The organism is Streptomyces sp. NPDC057010, from assembly GCF_042673805.1.
Lineage (GTDB): Bacteria > Actinomycetota > Actinomycetes > Streptomycetales > Streptomycetaceae > Streptomyces.
The window spans coordinates 25,559-41,161 of the sequence record NZ_JBHUSC010000057.1; the positions used below are offsets into that span (position 1 = coordinate 25,559).

The window sequence follows — 15,603 nt, forward strand, 5'->3', positions numbered from 1 at the left end:
GAGTTCGGACGACCACAGGGGATCTACGGGGGAACGGAACGCATGGATGAGGACGACAACGTCGACGGCGGCATAAAGCCGCTCGCCGCCGCTGATCCGAGCCGGATCGGGCCGTACCTGCTGCTCGGGCGGCTCGGTGCCGGTGGGATGGGGCGGGTGTTCCTGGCCCGGTCCGAGGGCGGGCGTACCGTCGCCGTGAAGGTGGTGCACGAGGAGCACGTCTCGAACGCGCAGTTCCGGGCCCGCTTCCGCCGTGAGATCGATGCCGCCCGGCGCGTCGGCGAGCGGTACACCGCGCCCGTCATCGACGCGGATCCCGACGCCGAGCGGCCCTGGGTGGCGACGGGGTACGTGCCCGGGCTCTCGCTGGAGCAGATCGTGCGCCGGCACGGGCCCCTGCCCGCGGACTCCGTACACGCCCTCGCCGAGGGGCTGTTGCACGCGCTGAAGGACATCCACGCGGCGGGGATCGTGCACCGCGACCTCAAGCCGTCGAACGTGATGCTGACCGTTGAGGGCACCCGCGTCATCGACTTCGGCATCTCGCGGGCCCTGGAGACCTCCGTCGAATCGCTGCTGACCAGCACCGGCATGGTCGTCGGCTCGCCCGGGTTCATGTCGCCCGAGCAGGTCCGCGGGCAGCGCGCGGGGGCGAAGAGCGACGTGTTCACGCTGGGCTGCGTCCTGACGTACGCGGCCACCGGACGGCTGCCCTTCGGGGGCGGGGTCAGCAACCAGCACGCGGTGATGTTCCAGATCGTGGAGGGCGAGCCGGAGCTGGAGCGGGTGCGCGACGAGGGCCTGCGGGCGTTCATCCGCCGCTGCCTGGTCAAGGACGTCGACGAACGGCCCGGTGTGGAGGAGCTGCTGGAGGATCCGGAGCGGAGCCGTCCGGCAGCGCTCGGCGGTGCGTGGCTGCCGCCCGGGGTGGTGGCGCGGCTCGCCCAGCAGGCGGCGCGGCTGCTCGACGCGGAGGCGGCGCCGCCGGAGCGGGAGGCGCCGGAGACCGGCGTGGAGCCCACCGACCGGGCGACGCTCGGCCTGCGGGCGAAGGACGGCTCCGCGGAGCCGGTGGTCGGGGCGGCGGCCGCGGCCGACACCTCCTCCGAGAGCGAGCGGCGGCGTCGGAAGCGGCCGTGGACCATCGCGGTCCCGGTCGTCTTCGTGCTCGGCATCGGCGGCGGCACGGTGGCCCTGATCCAGCCGTTCGGCGGTGGCACGACGCCGCCCCAGGCGTCCTCCCCGGCGAGCAGTGCGCCGGTGACGCCCGGCGCGGGCGGCGCCCCCTCCGCGGCGAGCGGTTCGCCGGGCCCGGGCACGCAGAGCCCGCAGAGCACCCAGAGCCCCGGCGGCACGCCGGAAGGCGGCCAGGTCGGCGGCGCCGCCGCCCAGGGAGCCGCGGCAGGCGCGGGAACGCCCGGCGGGGGCTCCGGGTCCCCGGGCGGGAACACCGCCGCCGGCAGCAGCGCCACCACGGGCAGCGCCGCGGGCCCCGCCGCCGGGGGCAACAACGGCGGTGCCGGTACCGGCACCGCGCCCACCCCGGGAGGCGGGGGCTCGCCGAGCGGCGGCGGCTCGCCCAGCGGTGGCGGCTCGTCCGGCGGGGACGCGGTCCCCGCGTACTTCGTCGGCTCCTGGACCTACAAGGGGCAGTTCAACCTCGGCCAGCCGGACACGGTCACCGTCACCCGCACCGGGGCCGTCCGCCTGATCTCCAACTCCCAGATGGGCCACTGCGAGTACATGGCCAAGGTGGTGTCCGTGACCGGCGGGACCAGGATGAACGTCAGTGCGGCGACGGAGGACAAGAGCAAGTCCGACAACCAGTTCTGCGGGACCCTCGACCCGTCGTTCTTCACCAAGAGCGAGCCGAAGGGGCTCCAGCACAACGTGGGGCCGTCGCACGGCGAGGGCTACTACTACGAACGGTCCTGAAGGCCCTCTCGGTATGATCCCTCCCCGTATGGGGGGAGTGGTATGGACGAGCTGGGGCCGGGGTTCTCGGGACCGAAGCGGGTGGGGCCGTTCGACGTGCTCGGGGTGCTGGGGCAGGGCGGCATGGGGCGGGTGCTGCTCGCGGCCGGGCCGGACGGGCGGCTCGTAGCCGTCAAGCAGGTGCTCGCGCACTTCGCGGACGACGAGGGCTTCCGGGCCCGGTTCCGGCGCGAGGTCACCGCCTCGCGCAAGGTGGCCGGTGCGTACACGGCGGCCGTGATCGACGCCGACGCGGACGCCGCGACGCCGTGGCTGGCCTCGGTGTTCGTGGCCGGGCCTTCGCTGGGCGCCGTCGTCGAGGCGGTGGGGGTGCTGCCGGAGGACGTCGTACGGCGCCTCGCGGCCGGGCTGGCGTCGGCGCTGGTGGAGATCCACCGGGCCGGGCTGGTGCACCGGGACCTCAAGCCGGACAACGTGCTGCTCGCGGAGGACGGGGTACGGGTCATCGACCTGGGCATCGCGCGGGTGACGGAGGGAGAGGCGGAGGCCGAGGGGGACAGCGGGCTGACGCGGACCGGGTGGGTCGTCGGCTCGCCCGCGTACATGTCGCCCGAGCAGGCCGAGGGCAAGCCGCTGACCGGTGCGAGTGATGTCTTCTCGCTCGGGTCGGTGCTGGTCATGGCGGTGACGGGGCGCAGTCCGTTCGCCGGGTCCTCCGCGCTGCGGATGCTGTACGAGGTGGTACATGGGGAACCGGACCTGAGCGGGGTCCCTGCGGGGCTGCGGGAGGTCGTCGCCGCGTGCCTGGCCAAGGATCCGGCCGACCGGCCGTCGCCGGAGCGGTTGCGGGAGTTGATCGGGGCGGTTGCACCGGCGGGGCGGCAGTGGCCGTCTGCGGTGTACGGGATGCTCGCGGAGCAGCGGGCGGGGATCGACCGGCTGGTCGACGGCCGTCCTGCGGGTGCGGCGCCGCTGCCGGGGGCCAGCCCCCGGACCCCCGCGCCTCAAACGCCGGCGGGGCTGGATGTGCCTCCGGCGGCGCCTCAAACGCCGACGGGGCTGGATTTGGCGGGGCTGGATGTGCGCCCGGCGGGGCTGGATTTGGCGGGGCTGGATGTGCGCCCGGCGGGGCTGGATTTGGCGGGGCCGGATGTGCGCCCGGCGGGGCTGGATTTGGCGGGGCCGGATGCGCCCTTGCCGGATGCGGGCTCGGCGGGGTCGGGTCGGCGGCGGGGGTGGCGGGTTGCGGCCGTGGTGGCGGCCGGGGTGCTTGTCGTGGGCGGGACCGGGGTTGCGCTGTACGTGCGGGAGCGGGCGGTGGCTCCCGTTGCCTACACGGGCGTTCCGGCCTGCAACGCGGCGTCCGGGAAGGTGTCGCTCGCGTTCGGGGCGCCGGCCCGGGACACCCGCTCCGAGACGGTCACGGAGGTGCTGGCGAGCTGCAACTGGGACGGGCTGCACACCGCCGCCTCGCCGGCCGGACAGGTCCGGTGGGACCTGAGCCGCGGCGGCGACGCGGACGCCAACGCGGCCACGCAGAAGCGGCGTTTCCAGGTGGAGCAGATCGGTCAGCGCGACGCGCCCCGCCTCGGGTTCGGTACCGAGGCGTTCTGGGGCTCCCCCGGTGCCGACTGGAGCTGCGTGCTCTCCGTCCGCGAGGGCAACCTCTCCGTCTGGGTGGGCCTCCAGGCCAAGCCGTACGCCAAGGGCGACTGCGAGACCAAGGCGAAGGAGGTGGCCCGGGGCGCGCTGAAGGCCGCGAGCCGCTGAGCCGACAGGAGCCGCCGGAGAACACGTTCCCATCTGACCTTCCGTCAGATTGGAACGTGTTCTAGTCTGCGCGCATGGGCATCGGAATCACGCAAGAGCAGCGGGAGTTGGCCGAGGCCGTGCGCGGCTGGGTGGCGCGCGCCGTGCCGCCCGAAGAGGTCCGCAAGCTGCTCGACACCCCGCCGCAGACCGGCACGCGGCCCGCCTACTGGGACGCGCTGACCGCGCAGGGGCTGCTGGAGCCGCACCTCGACGGCGGGACCCTCCTCGACCTGGCCGTCGTCGTCGAGGAGGCGGGCCGGGCCGCACTGCCCGGGGCGTACCTGCCGAGCGCGCTGGCCTCCGTACTGCTGGACCGGGCCGGAGCCGAGCCGCTCGACGGCCGCGTCGGGGCCGTGGCGCTGGGGCCCGGGACGCTGACCGCCGTCGCCGTCGAGGGCGGCGGACACCTCCTCGACGGGGTCGCGCCCCCGGTGCTCGGTGCCGGCGAGGCCGACCTCGTCCTGCTCGCCGCCGAAGCCGCGCACGGCACCCGCTGGTTCGCCGTGGACGCCGCCGCGCTGGACATCCGTACGCAGGAGAGCGCCGACCCGACCCGCCCCACCGCCGAGGTGCGGGCCCGCGGGGTCGCCGTGGCGCCCGGCCGGCTGCTGGAGCTGGACGCGGCCTTGGTCCGGGACCTGGCCTGCACCCTCTTCGCCGCCGACGCCTGCGGCACCGCCGCCTGGGCCCTCCAGACCGCCGCCGAATACGCCAAGGTGCGCGAGCAGTTCGGGCGGCCCATCGGGCAGTTCCAGGGTGTCAAGCACCTGTGCGCCGACATGCTGGTCCGGCTGGAACAGGCCCGCGCGCTCGCCTGGGACGCCGCCCAGGCCGTGGACGAGCCCGCCGAGGTGCGCTCGCTGGTCGCCGCCCTCGCCGCCGGCACCGCCCTCGACGCCGCCTACTCCTGCGCCAAGGACTGCATCCAGATCCTCGGCGGCATCGGCTTCACCTGGGAGCACGACGCCCACATCCACCTGCGCAGGGCCCTGGTCGCCCGGCAGCTCCTCGGGCCGGGCGACGGCCACCGCGTACGGGCCGTGCGGCTCGCGGCGGCGGGCGCGCGGCGCGAGCTCCGCCTGGAGCTGCCCGCCCGGGCCGAGACGCACCGCGCGAAGGCCCGTACCGCCATCGAGGACGCCCGCGGGCTCGACCCGGCGGCAGCCAGGCGGATGCTGGCCCCCACCGGCTACGCCGCCCCGTACCTGCCGCCCCCGTACGGGCTCGGCGCCGGGCCCGTCGAGCAGCTCGTCGTCCAGCAGGAGCTGCGGCGGGCCGGCGTCAGGATCGCCGACCTCGGGATCGCCACCTGGGTCGTGCCCTCCCTGATCGCCTACGGGACGGACGCGCAGCGGGAGGCGTACGTCCTGCCGACCCTGCGCGGGGACGTCACCTGGTGCCAGCTCTTCTCCGAACCGGGCGCGGGCTCGGACCTGGCCTCGCTGCGGACCAGGGCGGAGCGCGCGCAGGACGGCTCCTGGAAGGTCAACGGACAGAAGGTGTGGACGAGTTCCGCGCACAGTGCGGATTTCGGGATCCTGCTGGCCCGTACCGACCCGGCCGCCCCGAAGCACAAGGGGCTCGGCTACTTCGTCGTCGACATGAAGAACACCCCCGGCATCGACATCCGGCCGCTCAAGGAGATCACCGGGGAGGCCCTGTTCAACGAGGTCTACTTCGACGACGTCGTGCTCCCGGCGGACGCGCTCGTCGGGGCGGCCGACGGCGGCTGGAAGGTGGCCCGCAACACCCTCGGCAACGAGCGGGTCCACATGGCCGACCAGATGACCTTCGACACCGGCCTGGAGGCCCTCCTCGCCCGCTCGGCCGACCTCGACGGGGCGTACCGGGCGCGCATCGGGGCGCTCGCCGCCGAGGCGCACGCGCTGGCGTGCATCGGGCTGCGCACCACGCTCCAGCAGGTGTCGGGGCTGGAGCCGGGCGCGGGCGCTTCCGTGCGCAAGCTCGTCCAGACCCCGCACCAGCAGCGGACCGCCGAGCTCGCGCTCGAACTGCTGGGCCCGGCGGGCGCGGTACGGGAGGGGGCGGGGGAGCGGGCGGTGCACGGGATGCTCATGTCCCGCTGCCTGACCATCGCCGGGGGCACCACGCAGGTCCAGCTCAACGTCGTCGCCGAGCGGATCCTCGGCCTTCCCAGGGACTGAAGGGCAGCAGTGATGAAGTCGTACATCGTGGGCGTCGGCATGACGAAGTTCGAGAAGCCGGAGTCGCGGGACTGGCAGTACTGGGACATGGCGAAGGAGGCCGGGACCGCGGCGCTGGCGGACGCGGGCGTGGACTACGGGCTGGTCGAGCAGGTGCCGGTGGGCTACTGCTTCCAGGCCTCCACGGCCGGCCAGCGGGCGGCGTACGAGCTGGGACTCTCCGGGGTGCCGGTCTACAACGTGAACAACAACTGCGCGACGGGCTCGACGGCGCTGATGATGGCGCGGCAGTTCGTGGAGGGCGGGATCAACGACTGCGTGCTGGCGCTCGGCTTCGAGAAGATGAAGCGGGGTGCGCTGGGGGGCGGTGCGGACGGCGGCGACTTCAAGACGTCCCCGGTGGCCCGGCACTACGGGATCATGGCCGCCGGGCACGGCTTCGAGATGTCCCCGCCCACGGCGCAGATCTTCGGGAACGCGGCGCGCGAGCACATGGAGCGGTACGGGACCACGGCCGCGCAGCTGGCGGCGGTGGGCGCGAAGAACCACCGGCACTCGGCGAACAACCCGAACGCGCAGTTCCAGGACGTCTACTCGGTGGAGGAGATCCTGGCGGCGAAGGAGATCCACTCGCCGCTGACGAAGCTGCAGTGCTCGCCGACCTCGGACGGGGCGGCGGCGGCCCTCGTGGTGTCGGAGCGGTTCGTCGTGCGGCACGGGCTGCACGACAAGGCGGTCGAGATCGTCGCCCAGTCGATGACGACGGACACGGAGGAGTCCTTCTCCTCGGGCTCGTGCATCGACGTGGTCGGCAAGCCGATGTCGGCGGCGGCGGGGCGGCAGGTCTTCGAGGCGTCGGGTCTGGGCATCGAGGACGTGGACGTGATCGAGCTGCACGACTGCTTCTCGATCAACGAGCTGCTGACCTACGAGGCGCTCGGCATGTGCGAGGACGGCGCCGCCGGGAAGCTGGTGGAGAGCGGGGCCACGACGTATGGCGGCCGGTGGGTGGTCAACCCCTCCGGGGGCCTGATCTCCAAGGGGCACCCGCTGGGCGCGACGGGGCTGGCCCAGGCCGCGGAGCTGGTGTGGCAACTCCGCGGCCAGGCGGGGCCCCGCCAGGTCCCGGACGCCCGGGTGGGCCTCGCCCACAACATCGGCCTGGGCGGCGCGGCGGTGGTGACCCTGCTGCGCAAGTAACGGCGGCTACGGCCGGAAGACGCCGCGCCAGGTCCAGCCCGCCGCCAGGACCGCGTCGCGCAAAGGCGCCTTCACGCGGGCGGAGCTGAAGGAGGACTCCTCCTGGAGGTGGCGGCGGCCGTCCGGGCCGCGTTCGATCGTCCAGCGCTTGGAGAACGAGGTCACGGGCCCGCGGGAGTACTTCAGGCCCTGACCGCCGAAGGACCGCTCCCCGGGCTCCGGGGCATCCCACTGCTCGTCCAGGGCGCGGACCTCCCGCGCCGCCGGCACCAGGCGCAGCCGGGTCTGGCCGCGCCGCGGGTGCCACGGGCCCGGCGGGATCCGCCACACCGCCACCAGGTCGGCGCGCTCCTTCGGCGTGCCGTTGCGCAGGGTGAACCGGACGTCCGGGCCGTCGAGCGCGAGCAGCGCGGCCCGGACCTCCGCGGCGGGCAGGGGTACGACACCGCTCTCGGGGCGCCGCGTGCCGGTCAACTTGTCGAAAAGGCCCATCCGGTCAACCTATCGCCCGGCCGTTCTCAACTCGCACCGGCCGTCCACGCATTCACGCCGCAGCCGGCCCCTGGACAGGGTCTGCGCCAGCCCGACGGCCCAGCACATCGGGCAGCCGCGCAGCGCCAGCACCCCGACCGGCGCCAGCAGCAGGCTGGCCACCCCGACCACGGGGAGGAGGGCGAAGGCGCCGATCAGCGCCCCGAATCCGATCCCGCCCCGCGCCAGGTGCCGTGGCAGCGAAGCGCTCGCGAAGTCGCGGCCGTCAGTGGTCGGCGTCGTCTTCATCATGGCCTCCGGGAACCGGGTCGGTGGGTGTGCTCCGCAGGGCGAGCTGGACGGCCGCGCGGGCCCGGTGCAGCCGGGACTTCATCGCGGCGGTGCCGATCCCGAGCGCATCGGCGGCCAGGCGCCCGCTGAAGCCCTGGATGTCCCGCATGATCAGCACGTTCCGCTGGTCGGCGGGCAGGGCGGCGACCGCCTTCGCCACGCGGGCCGCTTCCAGGCGCAGCACCACCTCGTCCTCGGCGGACATCACGGCGCCGTCCGGCAGCGCCGCCTGGCCCCGCGGTATCGCCGACCGGGCGCGCCGCAGGCACTCGTTGCGGACGATGCGGAACATCCACGACGCGAGTGCGCCCGACGCCCTCAGCATCCCGATCTTGCGGTAGAGGATGATCAGCGCTTCCTGGGCCGCGTCCTCGGCGTCCTCCGGCGAGGCGCACAGCGCGTGGGCGAAGCGGCGTACGTGCGGATGCGATCCCGACACCAGCGCGGTGATCGAGTCGACGTCGCCGCGCTGCGCGGCGGCGATCAGCGTTTCGCCCGGCCAGGTCCGTTCAGCCACGGGCCCGACCCCGCTTGCGCAGGACGAAGACCGTGCACGTGCAGAGCAGTACGAGCGCCACGGCGCCACCGGCGATGACAGCGATCACGACAACCTCCAGGTCATGGCCGACGTGGTCGTCGGCACACGCATAAGAGGCCGGGGCGCCGGATAAGGATTCACCCCAGGCCGGTGTCGATCACCGTCTCGCCCATCGACGCCCGGCGGATCGCGTCCGCCAGGTCCTCGACCGGTCCGTCCCGCAGCACCAGACCCGCCGCGCCCGCGCCGAGCGAGGCGTCCAGCAGGCCCGGATGCGCCGAGCCCGTCAGCACCAGGACCCGGCACTCGGGGTCGTCCGCCAGCAGGGCCGTCACGGCGTCGACCTCCTCGACCAGCGCCACCACGGGCCGCGCCGTCAGGTCCCGTACGACCTCGATGTCCGGCTGGAGGCCGAGCTGGAGCGCCAGGGCCGGGTTCTGCGGATCCAGCAGGACGCGCAGGGCACGGGCCTGGCGGTGTTCCACGGGCATTTCTTCCACCCGGAAAGCGTATCTGACGTGAAGTCAGGAGTCTTCCCAACTGCCGGGGCGTGCGTTATACATTCCCTCACCGGCCGGAACTGGAACGCGTTCTAGAAGAACGGCGGCTCCCGGGCCGGCCCCGCATACGACCTCGGTGCGGCCGACGGTGCGGACGGCCGCACCGAGGTCTTCCAGGAACCGAAGAACTCAAGGAGCAGCATCCTCATGCCGATCGATGCCGCCAGGGCCCTCGCCGCCGACCCCCGCCAGGGGGAGATCGGCTGGGACCACAAGGACATCCAGCTCTACCACCTCGGCCTCGGCGCCGGCCTGCCCGCCACCGACCCCGACGAGCTGCGCTACACCCTGGAGTCCAAGCTCCACGTCCTCCCCAGCTTCGCGACCGTCGCCGGCGCCGGCATGGCCATGCTGGGCGGCCTCTCCGCGCCCGGGATCGACGTCAACCTCGCCGCCGTCCTGCACGGCGGTCACTCCATCGAGCTGCACCGGCCCATCCCCGTCAAGGGGCGGGCCACCTCCAGTTCCAAGGTCGCCGCCGTCTACGACAAGGGCAAGGCCGCCGTCATCGTGCTGCGCTCCGAGGTCGCGGACGCCGACGGGCCGCTGTGGACCAGCGACGCGCAGATCTTCGTACGGGGCGAGGGCGGCTTCGGCGGCGAGCGCGGCCCCTCCGTGCGCGAGGAACTGCCCGAGCGCGCCCCCGACCGCACCGAGGAGCGGCGCATCCGCGAGGACCAGGCGCTGCTCTACCGGCTCTCCGGCGACTGGAACCCGCTGCACGCCGACCCCGAGTTCGCCAAGCTGGCCGGCTTCGACCAGCCGATCCTGCACGGCCTGTGCTCGTACGGGATGACCCTCAAGGCCGTCGTCGACACCGCCCTCGGCGGGGACGTCTCCCGGGTCCGCGCCTACCGCACGCGCTTCGCCGGGATCGTCTTCCCGGGCGAGACGCTGCGCATCCGGATGTGGCAGGAGCCCGGCCGCGTCCTGGTGTCCGTGACCGCCGTCGAACGGGACGACGCGCCGGTCCTCGCCGACACCGTCGTCGAACACGCGTAATCCGCCACGCGTCATCCACCTCGGAGAAGGAGCCGCACCGTGCGCGCAGCACTGCAGAGCGAGATCGGCCAGGACAAGCTCGAAGTCGTCGACGACATGGAGGCCGTGGGCTTCGGCCCCGGCAAGGTCAGGATCCGCATCAAGGCCACCGGACTGTGCCACTCGGACCTCTCCGCGATGAGCGGCGTACTGCCCCAGCCGGCCCCCTTCATCCCGGGCCACGAGGGCTCCGGCGTGATCACGGACGTCGGCGACGGGGTCACCAGCCACAAGATCGGCGACCGCGTCCTCGTCTGCTGGCTGCCGCCGTGCGGGCACTGCCCCTCCTGCAGGCGCGGCCAGGGCCACCTGTGCCTGGAGGCCTTCGGGAACGTCGCCACCCCCAACTTCAAGCGGGCCGCCACCGACATCTTCGGCTTCGCCGGCACCGGCACCTTCTCCGAGGAGATGGTCGTACCGGCCCCCTGCGCCATCCCGATCCCCGACGACCTGCCCTTCGACATCGCCGCGCTGATCGGCTGCGGCGTCACCACCGGCCTCGGCGCGGCCGTCAACACCGCCAAGGTGGAGGCCGGTTCCTCGGTCGCCGTCATCGGCTGCGGCGGCGTCGGCATATCCGTCATCCAGGGCGCCAAGGTGCAGGGCGCGGCGCAGATCATCGCCGTGGACCCGGTCGCCTCGCGGCGGGAGGCGGCGCTGCGGTTCGGCGCCACCGAGGCGGTCTCCCCCGAGGAGTTCGCCGACGCCAGGAACCGGATCACGGCGGGCGAGGGGTTCGACTACGTCTTCGAGGTCGTCGGCAAGTCCGCGACCGCGCACAAGGCGTACGAGATGACCCGGCGCGGCGGCAGCGTGGTCATCGTCGGCGCGGGCGCCCTCGACGACAACTACCAGGTCAACATGTTCTCGCTGTTCTTCGACGAGAAGAAGATCCTGCCCTCGATGTACGGCGGCGGCGACGTGCTCCGCTCGTACGAGCGCACCATCGCGCTGTGGCGGGCCAAGCGGATCGACCTGGAGAACCTGATCACCCACCGGGTGAACCTCGCCGAGATCAACGACGCCCTGGACCAGATGCGCACGGGCGTGGCCCTGCGCACCTGCATCGAACTCTGACGAACCCCGACCCGTTCTGAGAGGAACCGTACGGATGTCACTGCCACTTGAGGGACTCTCCGCCATCGTCACGGGCGCGGGCCGCGGGCTCGGCCGGGCCGAGGCGATCGAGCTCGCGCGGCTCGGCGCGAGCGTGGTCGTCAACGACTTCGGACAGCCCGGACGGGACGGCTCCGGGGAGGCCTCGGCCGCGCCGGCGGAGGAGGTGGCCGAGGAGATCCGCGCCGCGGGCGGGCAGGCCGTCGCGCACCTGGGCGACGTGGCCGACTTCGAGCAGGCGCGCGAGCTGGTCGAGCTGGCGGTGAGCAGCTTCGGGAAGCTCGACGTCCTGGTCAACAACGCGGGCATCCTGCGCGACCGGATGGTCTTCTCGATGTCGGAGGCGGAGTGGGACTCGGTCATCCGCGTCCACCTCAAGGGCCACTTCAACACCACCCACTTCGCCTCCGTGCACTGGCGCGAGCGGTCGAAGGCGGCGGGCGGCCCGGTCTACGGCCGGATCATCAACACCTCCTCGGAGGCCTTCCTCGGCGGCTCGGCCGGCCAGCCGAACTACGCGGCCGCCAAGGGCGGCATCGTCGGCCTGACCACCTCCACCGCCCTGGCCCTGGCCAAGTACGGGGTGACGGCCAACGCCATCTGCCCGCGCGCCCGCACCCGTATGACCGAGGACGTCTTCGCCGGCTTCCAGGTCCCGGAGGAAGGCAAGCTCGACCCGCTCGCCCCCGAGCACGTCTCCCCGCTCGTCGGCTACCTGGCCTCGCCCGCCTCGGCCAAGGCCAACGGACAGCTGTTCGTCGTCCACGGCGGGATCGTGGTCGTGATGGAACGCCCCCGCGTGGCCGCGAAGTTCGACACGACCAAGGAGGCCTTCTCCTACGAGGAGCTCGACGAGGTCCTCACCCCCCACTACGACTCCCGCCCGGCGAACGAGACCTTCGCCGCGGCGGAGGTCCTGGGCCTCAAGCACGACTGAGCGGCGCCTGCTGGAGCGGCACCGGCCGCGGGGCCGGGGCCGGAGGCGGATCCAGACGGACCGGCGGGGGCGGGGAGACCGGCAGGGACAGCCCGACGATGCCGCAGGGCACCTGGGGGGTCGCGTACGGGAGGTGCAGGCGGCCCTCGGGGTTCCACAGGCCCGTACCGCCGAGCCAGCCGGCCGGCGCGGGGAGCCGGAAGACGTGCCGGTCGGCGGGGCGCCACAGGACAATCCCGCCGTCGGCCGAGCGCAGCGCGACCCCGCAGCTCTCCGGCATCAGGGCCTGGCCCGGCTGGACGGCGAACGGGGTCGCGTCCTGCGCGCGCAGGCACTCCGGGAAGCGCACCGGCAGGGAGCTGCCCAACACCCCCCAGCCCAGGCGCGGTTCGCCCGGCGCGTCGGAGCGGAGCAGCAGCAGACCGCTGTCCGGGTCGGCCAGCAGGAGCCGGTCGTCGCTGCCCTCCGCGATCTGCAGCAGCGGCGACACCTCCCCGCCGCGCCCCAGATCCACGGCGACGGCCTTGACCGTCCCCTCCAGCTCCCGGTCCAGGGCCAGCATCCGGCCCGTCCGGTCCAGCCACACGCCGCCGGAGCACCGGCCCGGGATCCGGGCGACCGGCCCGAAGCCGCCGCCGGCCACCTGCCAGACCGTGGTCGCGGAGCCGGTCACGGCCAGGGCGAAGGCGCCGAGCCCGTCCGGGGACGGGGGCAGCAGGCGGATCCGTACGTCCTCCCCGTCCGGGTCCGCGCCCTGCGGCGCCACCGAGCCCAGCGGGAGTTCCCCGGTGCGCGGCCCGTCCGCGGCGCAGCCCGTCGGGTACAGCAGCGCGAAGGCGTGCCGTTCCGCGACCCGCCGGCGGATCAGCACCCGCCCGTCGGCCAGCGGCAGCACCTCGCTGTCGGCCTCCTCGGGCTGCGCGAGCGGCAACGGAACCGCGTACGGCTCGGGCCCGGCCAGCGTCCAGCGCTCGGCGAAGCGGGCCTCGCCGTCCCCGGCGAGCCGGGCGGCGTACGACCCGTCCGCGGCGATCGTGAACGGGGCCGTGGTCGTCATCTCGATCTCGGTGGCACAGACAGTCATCCGGGCCGTCACCTCCGGGGGCGAAGCTAGTTTTCGCACTTCCTGCCGAACAACACGACCCAGCACGCTTCACACGTACGGGTGTCCGGCCCCCGATTCGGCTGTGGGGGAGGTGGCGATTGTGCTGTGCGATATCGGGGCGTTTGGGGTGAGTGGGCATGGTCAGGCTTACCTCGCCATGGCGCCGCCCCCACGCGCCGGGGCGGAGCCCCGGGAGCCGGGCGGAGCCCGGGGCCACGGACGGTAGCCTTGGCCTGTGCCCCGTCTCTCTGAAGTCATCGCCGCCCTGGACGCACTCTGGCCCCCCTCCCGCGCCGAGCAGTGGGATGCCGTCGGCACCGTCTGCGGCGACCCCGACGCCGAAGTGGCCCGCGTCCTGTTCGCCGTGGATCCCGTCCAGGAGATCGCCGACGAGGCGCTGGCGCTGGGCGCCGACCTGATCGTCACCCACCACCCCCTCTACCTCCGCGGCACCACCACCGTCGAGGCCGGCACCTTCAAGGGCCGCGTCGTGCACACGCTGATCAAGAACGACATCGCGCTGCACGTCGCCCACACCAACGCCGACACCGCCGACCCCGGCGTCTCCGACGCCCTCGCCGGCGCCCTCGACCTCCGCATCACCGGCCCGCTGGTGCCCGACCCGACCGACCCGGAGGGCCGCCGCGGCCTCGGCCGGATCTGCGAACTGGACCACCCCGAGACCCTGCGCGAGTTCGCCGCCCGCGCCGCCGCCCGCCTTCCGCAGACCGCGCAGGGCATCCGCGTGGCCGGCGACCCGGACGCGACCATCCGTACGGTCGCCGTCAGCGGTGGCTCCGGCGACAGCCTCTTCGAGCAGGTCAGGGCCGCCGGCGTGGACGCCTTCCTCACCGCCGACCTGCGCCACCACCCCGTGTCCGAGGCCCGCGGGCAGAGCCCCCTCGCCCTCGTCGACGCCGCCCACTGGGCCACCGAGTGGCCCTGGTGCGAGCAGGCCGCCGCGCAGCTCGACGCGATCTCCGAGCGCCACGGCTGGGGTCTGCGGACCCACGTCTCGCGCACGGTCACCGACCCGTGGACGGCCCACGCGCCGTCCGTCACACCCCCTTCTACCTCTGGAGCCCCCAACTGAACGCCGAGCCCGCCGACCAGATCCGACTCCTCGACGTCCAGGCCCTGGACGTCCGGCTGTCTCAGCTCGCCCACAAGCGCAAGTCGCTGCCCGAGCACGCCGAGGTCGACTCCCTGACCAAGGACCTGACGCAGCAGCGCGACCTGCTCGTGGCGGCCCAGACGCAGGCGAGCGACGCCGCCCGCGAGCAGACCAAGGCGGAGCAGGACGTGGACCAGGTGCGCCAGCGCGCCGCCCGCGACCAGCAGCGGCTCGACTCCGGCACTGGCATCTCGGCCCGCGACCTGGCGAACCTGCAGAGCGAGGTCGTCTCCCTCGCCAAGCGGCAGTCCGACCTGGAGGACGTGGTCCTGGAGGTCATGGAGCGCCTGGAGGCCGCGCAGGAGCGCGTCACCGAGCTCACCGACCGCGTCGCCGCCCTGGAGGCCAAGCTGACGGACGCCACCGCGCGCCGCGACGCCGCCACCGGCGAGCTCGACACCGAGGCCGCGAAGGTCACCAAGGACCGCGAGGTCATCGTCGCGTCCATGCCGGCCGACCTGATGGCGCTGTACGAGAAGATCCGCGTCAAGCAGGGCGGGGTCGGCGCCGCGCGCCTGTACCAGCGCCGCTGTGAGGGCTGCCGGCTGGAGCTCGACATGGCCGAGGTCAACGAGATCAAGGCCGCGGCCCGCGACCAGGTCGTCCGTCACGAGAACTGCGGCCGCATCCTGGTGCGTACGGCGGACTCGGGCATCTGATGCAGCGGTCTGCCGGGTTCGTCGTGGAGGCGGACGGCGGCTCCCGGGGCAACCCGGGGCCCGCCGGCTACGGTGCGGTCGTCCTCGACCCGGCGACGGGCGAGACGCTGGCCGAGCGCGCCGAGTACATCGGCGTCGCGACGAACAACGTGGCGGAGTACAAGGGCCTGATCGCCGGCCTGAAGGCCGCCCGGGAGCTGGCCCCGGACGCGCAGGTCCGGGTCCGGATGGACTCCAAGCTGGTCGTCGAGCAGATGTCGGGCCGCTGGAAGATCAAGCACCCGGACATGAAGCCGCTGGCGGCGGAGGCGGCGAAGATCCTCCCCGCCTCCCAGGTCACGTACGAGTGGATCCCGCGCGAGCAGAACAAGCACGCGGACCGGCTCGCCAACGAGGCGATGGACGCGGGCAGGCAGGGCAGGCAGTGGGAGCCGTCGGCCTCCACGGCCGCCCTGGACACCTCGGCGGCCCGCGCCCTGGCCGCCGCCCCGCCGCCGTCGGGCCCGCCCGGGGACGCCGCCGCCGGTGCCGCCGCCGCC

At 73.8% G+C, this 15,603-nt stretch carries 15 protein-coding genes; 10 read left to right on the forward strand and 5 right to left on the reverse strand.

The features are described from left to right. Nucleotides 1-42: 42 nt before the first annotated feature. The 4 genes from ACFTXQ_RS31240 (at nt 43) to ACFTXQ_RS31255 (ending at nt 7,112) form a co-directional block, all read left to right on the forward strand. Nucleotides 43-1,935 (forward strand): protein kinase, encoded by a 1,893-nt coding sequence (locus ACFTXQ_RS31240; RefSeq protein WP_382647299.1) that lies wholly within the window; start codon nt 43-45, stop codon nt 1,933-1,935. A gap of 42 nt (nt 1,936-1,977) precedes the next feature. Next, a complete protein-coding gene (locus ACFTXQ_RS31245) occupies nt 1,978-3,705 on the forward strand; it encodes a serine/threonine-protein kinase (RefSeq protein ID WP_382647302.1) in 1,728 nt (575 codons plus the stop codon). Nucleotides 3,706-3,779: 74 nt separating this feature from the next. Beyond that, a complete protein-coding gene (locus ACFTXQ_RS31250) occupies nt 3,780-5,912 on the forward strand; it encodes an acyl-CoA dehydrogenase (RefSeq protein ID WP_382647305.1) in 2,133 nt (710 codons plus the stop codon). Nucleotides 5,913-5,924: 12 nt separating this feature from the next. Beyond that, on the forward strand, nt 5,925-7,112 hold the full coding sequence (locus ACFTXQ_RS31255; protein WP_382647308.1) for a lipid-transfer protein: 1,188 nt from the start codon (nt 5,925-5,927) through the stop codon (nt 7,110-7,112). 6 nt (nt 7,113-7,118) lie between these two features. Here ACFTXQ_RS31255 and ACFTXQ_RS31260 read toward each other — a convergent pair whose 3' ends face one another. The 4 genes from ACFTXQ_RS31260 to ACFTXQ_RS31275 all read right to left on the reverse strand — a co-directional run bounded on the left by ACFTXQ_RS31260 (nt 7,119) and on the right by ACFTXQ_RS31275 (nt 8,963). Next, nucleotides 7,119-7,604: a hypothetical protein gene (locus ACFTXQ_RS31260; protein ID WP_382647311.1), complete on the reverse strand. Its 486-nt coding sequence runs from the start codon at nt 7,602-7,604 to the stop codon at nt 7,119-7,121. A 9-nt stretch (nt 7,605-7,613) separates the two neighbouring features. Then, nucleotides 7,614-7,895, reverse strand: a complete 282-nt coding sequence (locus ACFTXQ_RS31265; RefSeq protein ID WP_382647314.1) for a hypothetical protein — start codon at nt 7,893-7,895, stop codon at nt 7,614-7,616. Continuing rightward, nucleotides 7,870-8,451: an RNA polymerase sigma factor gene (locus tag ACFTXQ_RS31270; RefSeq protein ID WP_382647317.1), complete on the reverse strand. Its 582-nt coding sequence runs from the start codon at nt 8,449-8,451 to the stop codon at nt 7,870-7,872. The genes ACFTXQ_RS31265 and ACFTXQ_RS31270 overlap by 26 nt, the downstream gene beginning before the upstream one ends. A 158-nt stretch (nt 8,452-8,609) precedes the next feature. Next, a complete protein-coding gene (locus ACFTXQ_RS31275; RefSeq protein ID WP_382647337.1) occupies nt 8,610-8,963 on the reverse strand; it encodes a DNA-binding response regulator in 354 nt (117 codons plus the stop codon). 216 nt (nt 8,964-9,179) lie between these two features. Between ACFTXQ_RS31275 and ACFTXQ_RS31280 the strand changes: the two genes are divergently transcribed. From ACFTXQ_RS31280 to ACFTXQ_RS31290, 3 genes are read left to right on the forward strand one after another with little or no spacing between them, the layout of a single operon-like run. Further along, on the forward strand, nt 9,180-10,034 hold the full coding sequence (locus ACFTXQ_RS31280) for a MaoC/PaaZ C-terminal domain-containing protein (RefSeq protein ID WP_382647320.1): 855 nt from the start codon (nt 9,180-9,182) through the stop codon (nt 10,032-10,034). A 39-nt stretch (nt 10,035-10,073) separates the two neighbouring features. Next, entirely contained in the window at nt 10,074-11,150 is a 1,077-nt protein-coding gene (locus tag ACFTXQ_RS31285) for a Zn-dependent alcohol dehydrogenase (protein ID WP_382647323.1), read from the forward strand. A 34-nt stretch (nt 11,151-11,184) separates the two neighbouring features. Continuing rightward, nucleotides 11,185-12,126, forward strand: coding sequence for a 3-oxoacyl-ACP reductase (locus ACFTXQ_RS31290; protein WP_382647326.1), 942 nt, complete (start codon nt 11,185-11,187; stop codon nt 12,124-12,126). Here ACFTXQ_RS31290 and ACFTXQ_RS31295 read toward each other — a convergent pair. After that, a complete protein-coding gene (locus ACFTXQ_RS31295) occupies nt 12,113-13,210 on the reverse strand; it encodes a hypothetical protein (RefSeq protein WP_382647329.1) in 1,098 nt (365 codons plus the stop codon). The two genes, ACFTXQ_RS31290 and ACFTXQ_RS31295, sit on opposite strands and share 14 nt — an antisense overlap. A 256-nt stretch (nt 13,211-13,466) precedes the next feature. On the opposite strand from ACFTXQ_RS31295, the gene ACFTXQ_RS31300 reads away from it, so the two are divergent. The 3 genes from ACFTXQ_RS31300 to ACFTXQ_RS31310 all read left to right on the forward strand — a co-directional run. Further along, nucleotides 13,467-14,324: a Nif3-like dinuclear metal center hexameric protein gene (locus ACFTXQ_RS31300; RefSeq protein ID WP_382647331.1), complete on the forward strand. Its 858-nt coding sequence runs from the start codon at nt 13,467-13,469 to the stop codon at nt 14,322-14,324. After that, the gene (locus ACFTXQ_RS31305; protein WP_382647339.1) at nt 14,321-15,064 is read left to right on the forward strand and encodes a zinc ribbon domain-containing protein; all 744 of its coding nucleotides are present in this window, start codon (nt 14,321-14,323) and stop codon (nt 15,062-15,064) included. The genes ACFTXQ_RS31300 and ACFTXQ_RS31305 overlap by 4 nt, the downstream gene beginning before the upstream one ends. After that, on the forward strand, nt 15,064-15,603 hold a 540-nt coding region (locus tag ACFTXQ_RS31310), incomplete at its 3' end, for a reverse transcriptase-like protein (protein WP_382647334.1). The genes ACFTXQ_RS31305 and ACFTXQ_RS31310, both read left to right, overlap by 1 nt.

What these genes read in the sequence shown, in the direction of transcription:
- ACFTXQ_RS31255 (WP_382647308.1), top strand. Translation starts at nt 5,925, where the DNA reads ATGAAGTCGTACATCGTGGGCGTCGGCATGACGAAGTTCGAGAAGCCG.
- ACFTXQ_RS31260 (WP_382647311.1), bottom strand. Translation starts at nt 7,604, where the DNA reads ATGGGCCTTTTCGACAAGTTGACCGGCACGCGGCGCCCCGAGAGCGGT.
- ACFTXQ_RS31295 (WP_382647329.1), bottom strand. Translation starts at nt 13,210, where the DNA reads ATGACTGTCTGTGCCACCGAGATCGAGATGACGACCACGGCCCCGTTC.
- ACFTXQ_RS31250 (WP_382647305.1), top strand. Translation starts at nt 3,780, where the DNA reads ATGGGCATCGGAATCACGCAAGAGCAGCGGGAGTTGGCCGAGGCCGTG.
- ACFTXQ_RS31245 (WP_382647302.1), top strand. Translation starts at nt 1,978, where the DNA reads ATGGACGAGCTGGGGCCGGGGTTCTCGGGACCGAAGCGGGTGGGGCCG.
- ACFTXQ_RS31290 (WP_382647326.1), top strand. Translation starts at nt 11,185, where the DNA reads ATGTCACTGCCACTTGAGGGACTCTCCGCCATCGTCACGGGCGCGGGC.
- ACFTXQ_RS31265 (WP_382647314.1), bottom strand. Translation starts at nt 7,895, where the DNA reads ATGATGAAGACGACGCCGACCACTGACGGCCGCGACTTCGCGAGCGCT.
- ACFTXQ_RS31280 (WP_382647320.1), top strand. Translation starts at nt 9,180, where the DNA reads ATGCCGATCGATGCCGCCAGGGCCCTCGCCGCCGACCCCCGCCAGGGG.
- ACFTXQ_RS31240 (WP_382647299.1), top strand. Translation starts at nt 43, where the DNA reads ATGGATGAGGACGACAACGTCGACGGCGGCATAAAGCCGCTCGCCGCC.
- ACFTXQ_RS31275 (WP_382647337.1), bottom strand. Translation starts at nt 8,963, where the DNA reads ATGCCCGTGGAACACCGCCAGGCCCGTGCCCTGCGCGTCCTGCTGGAT.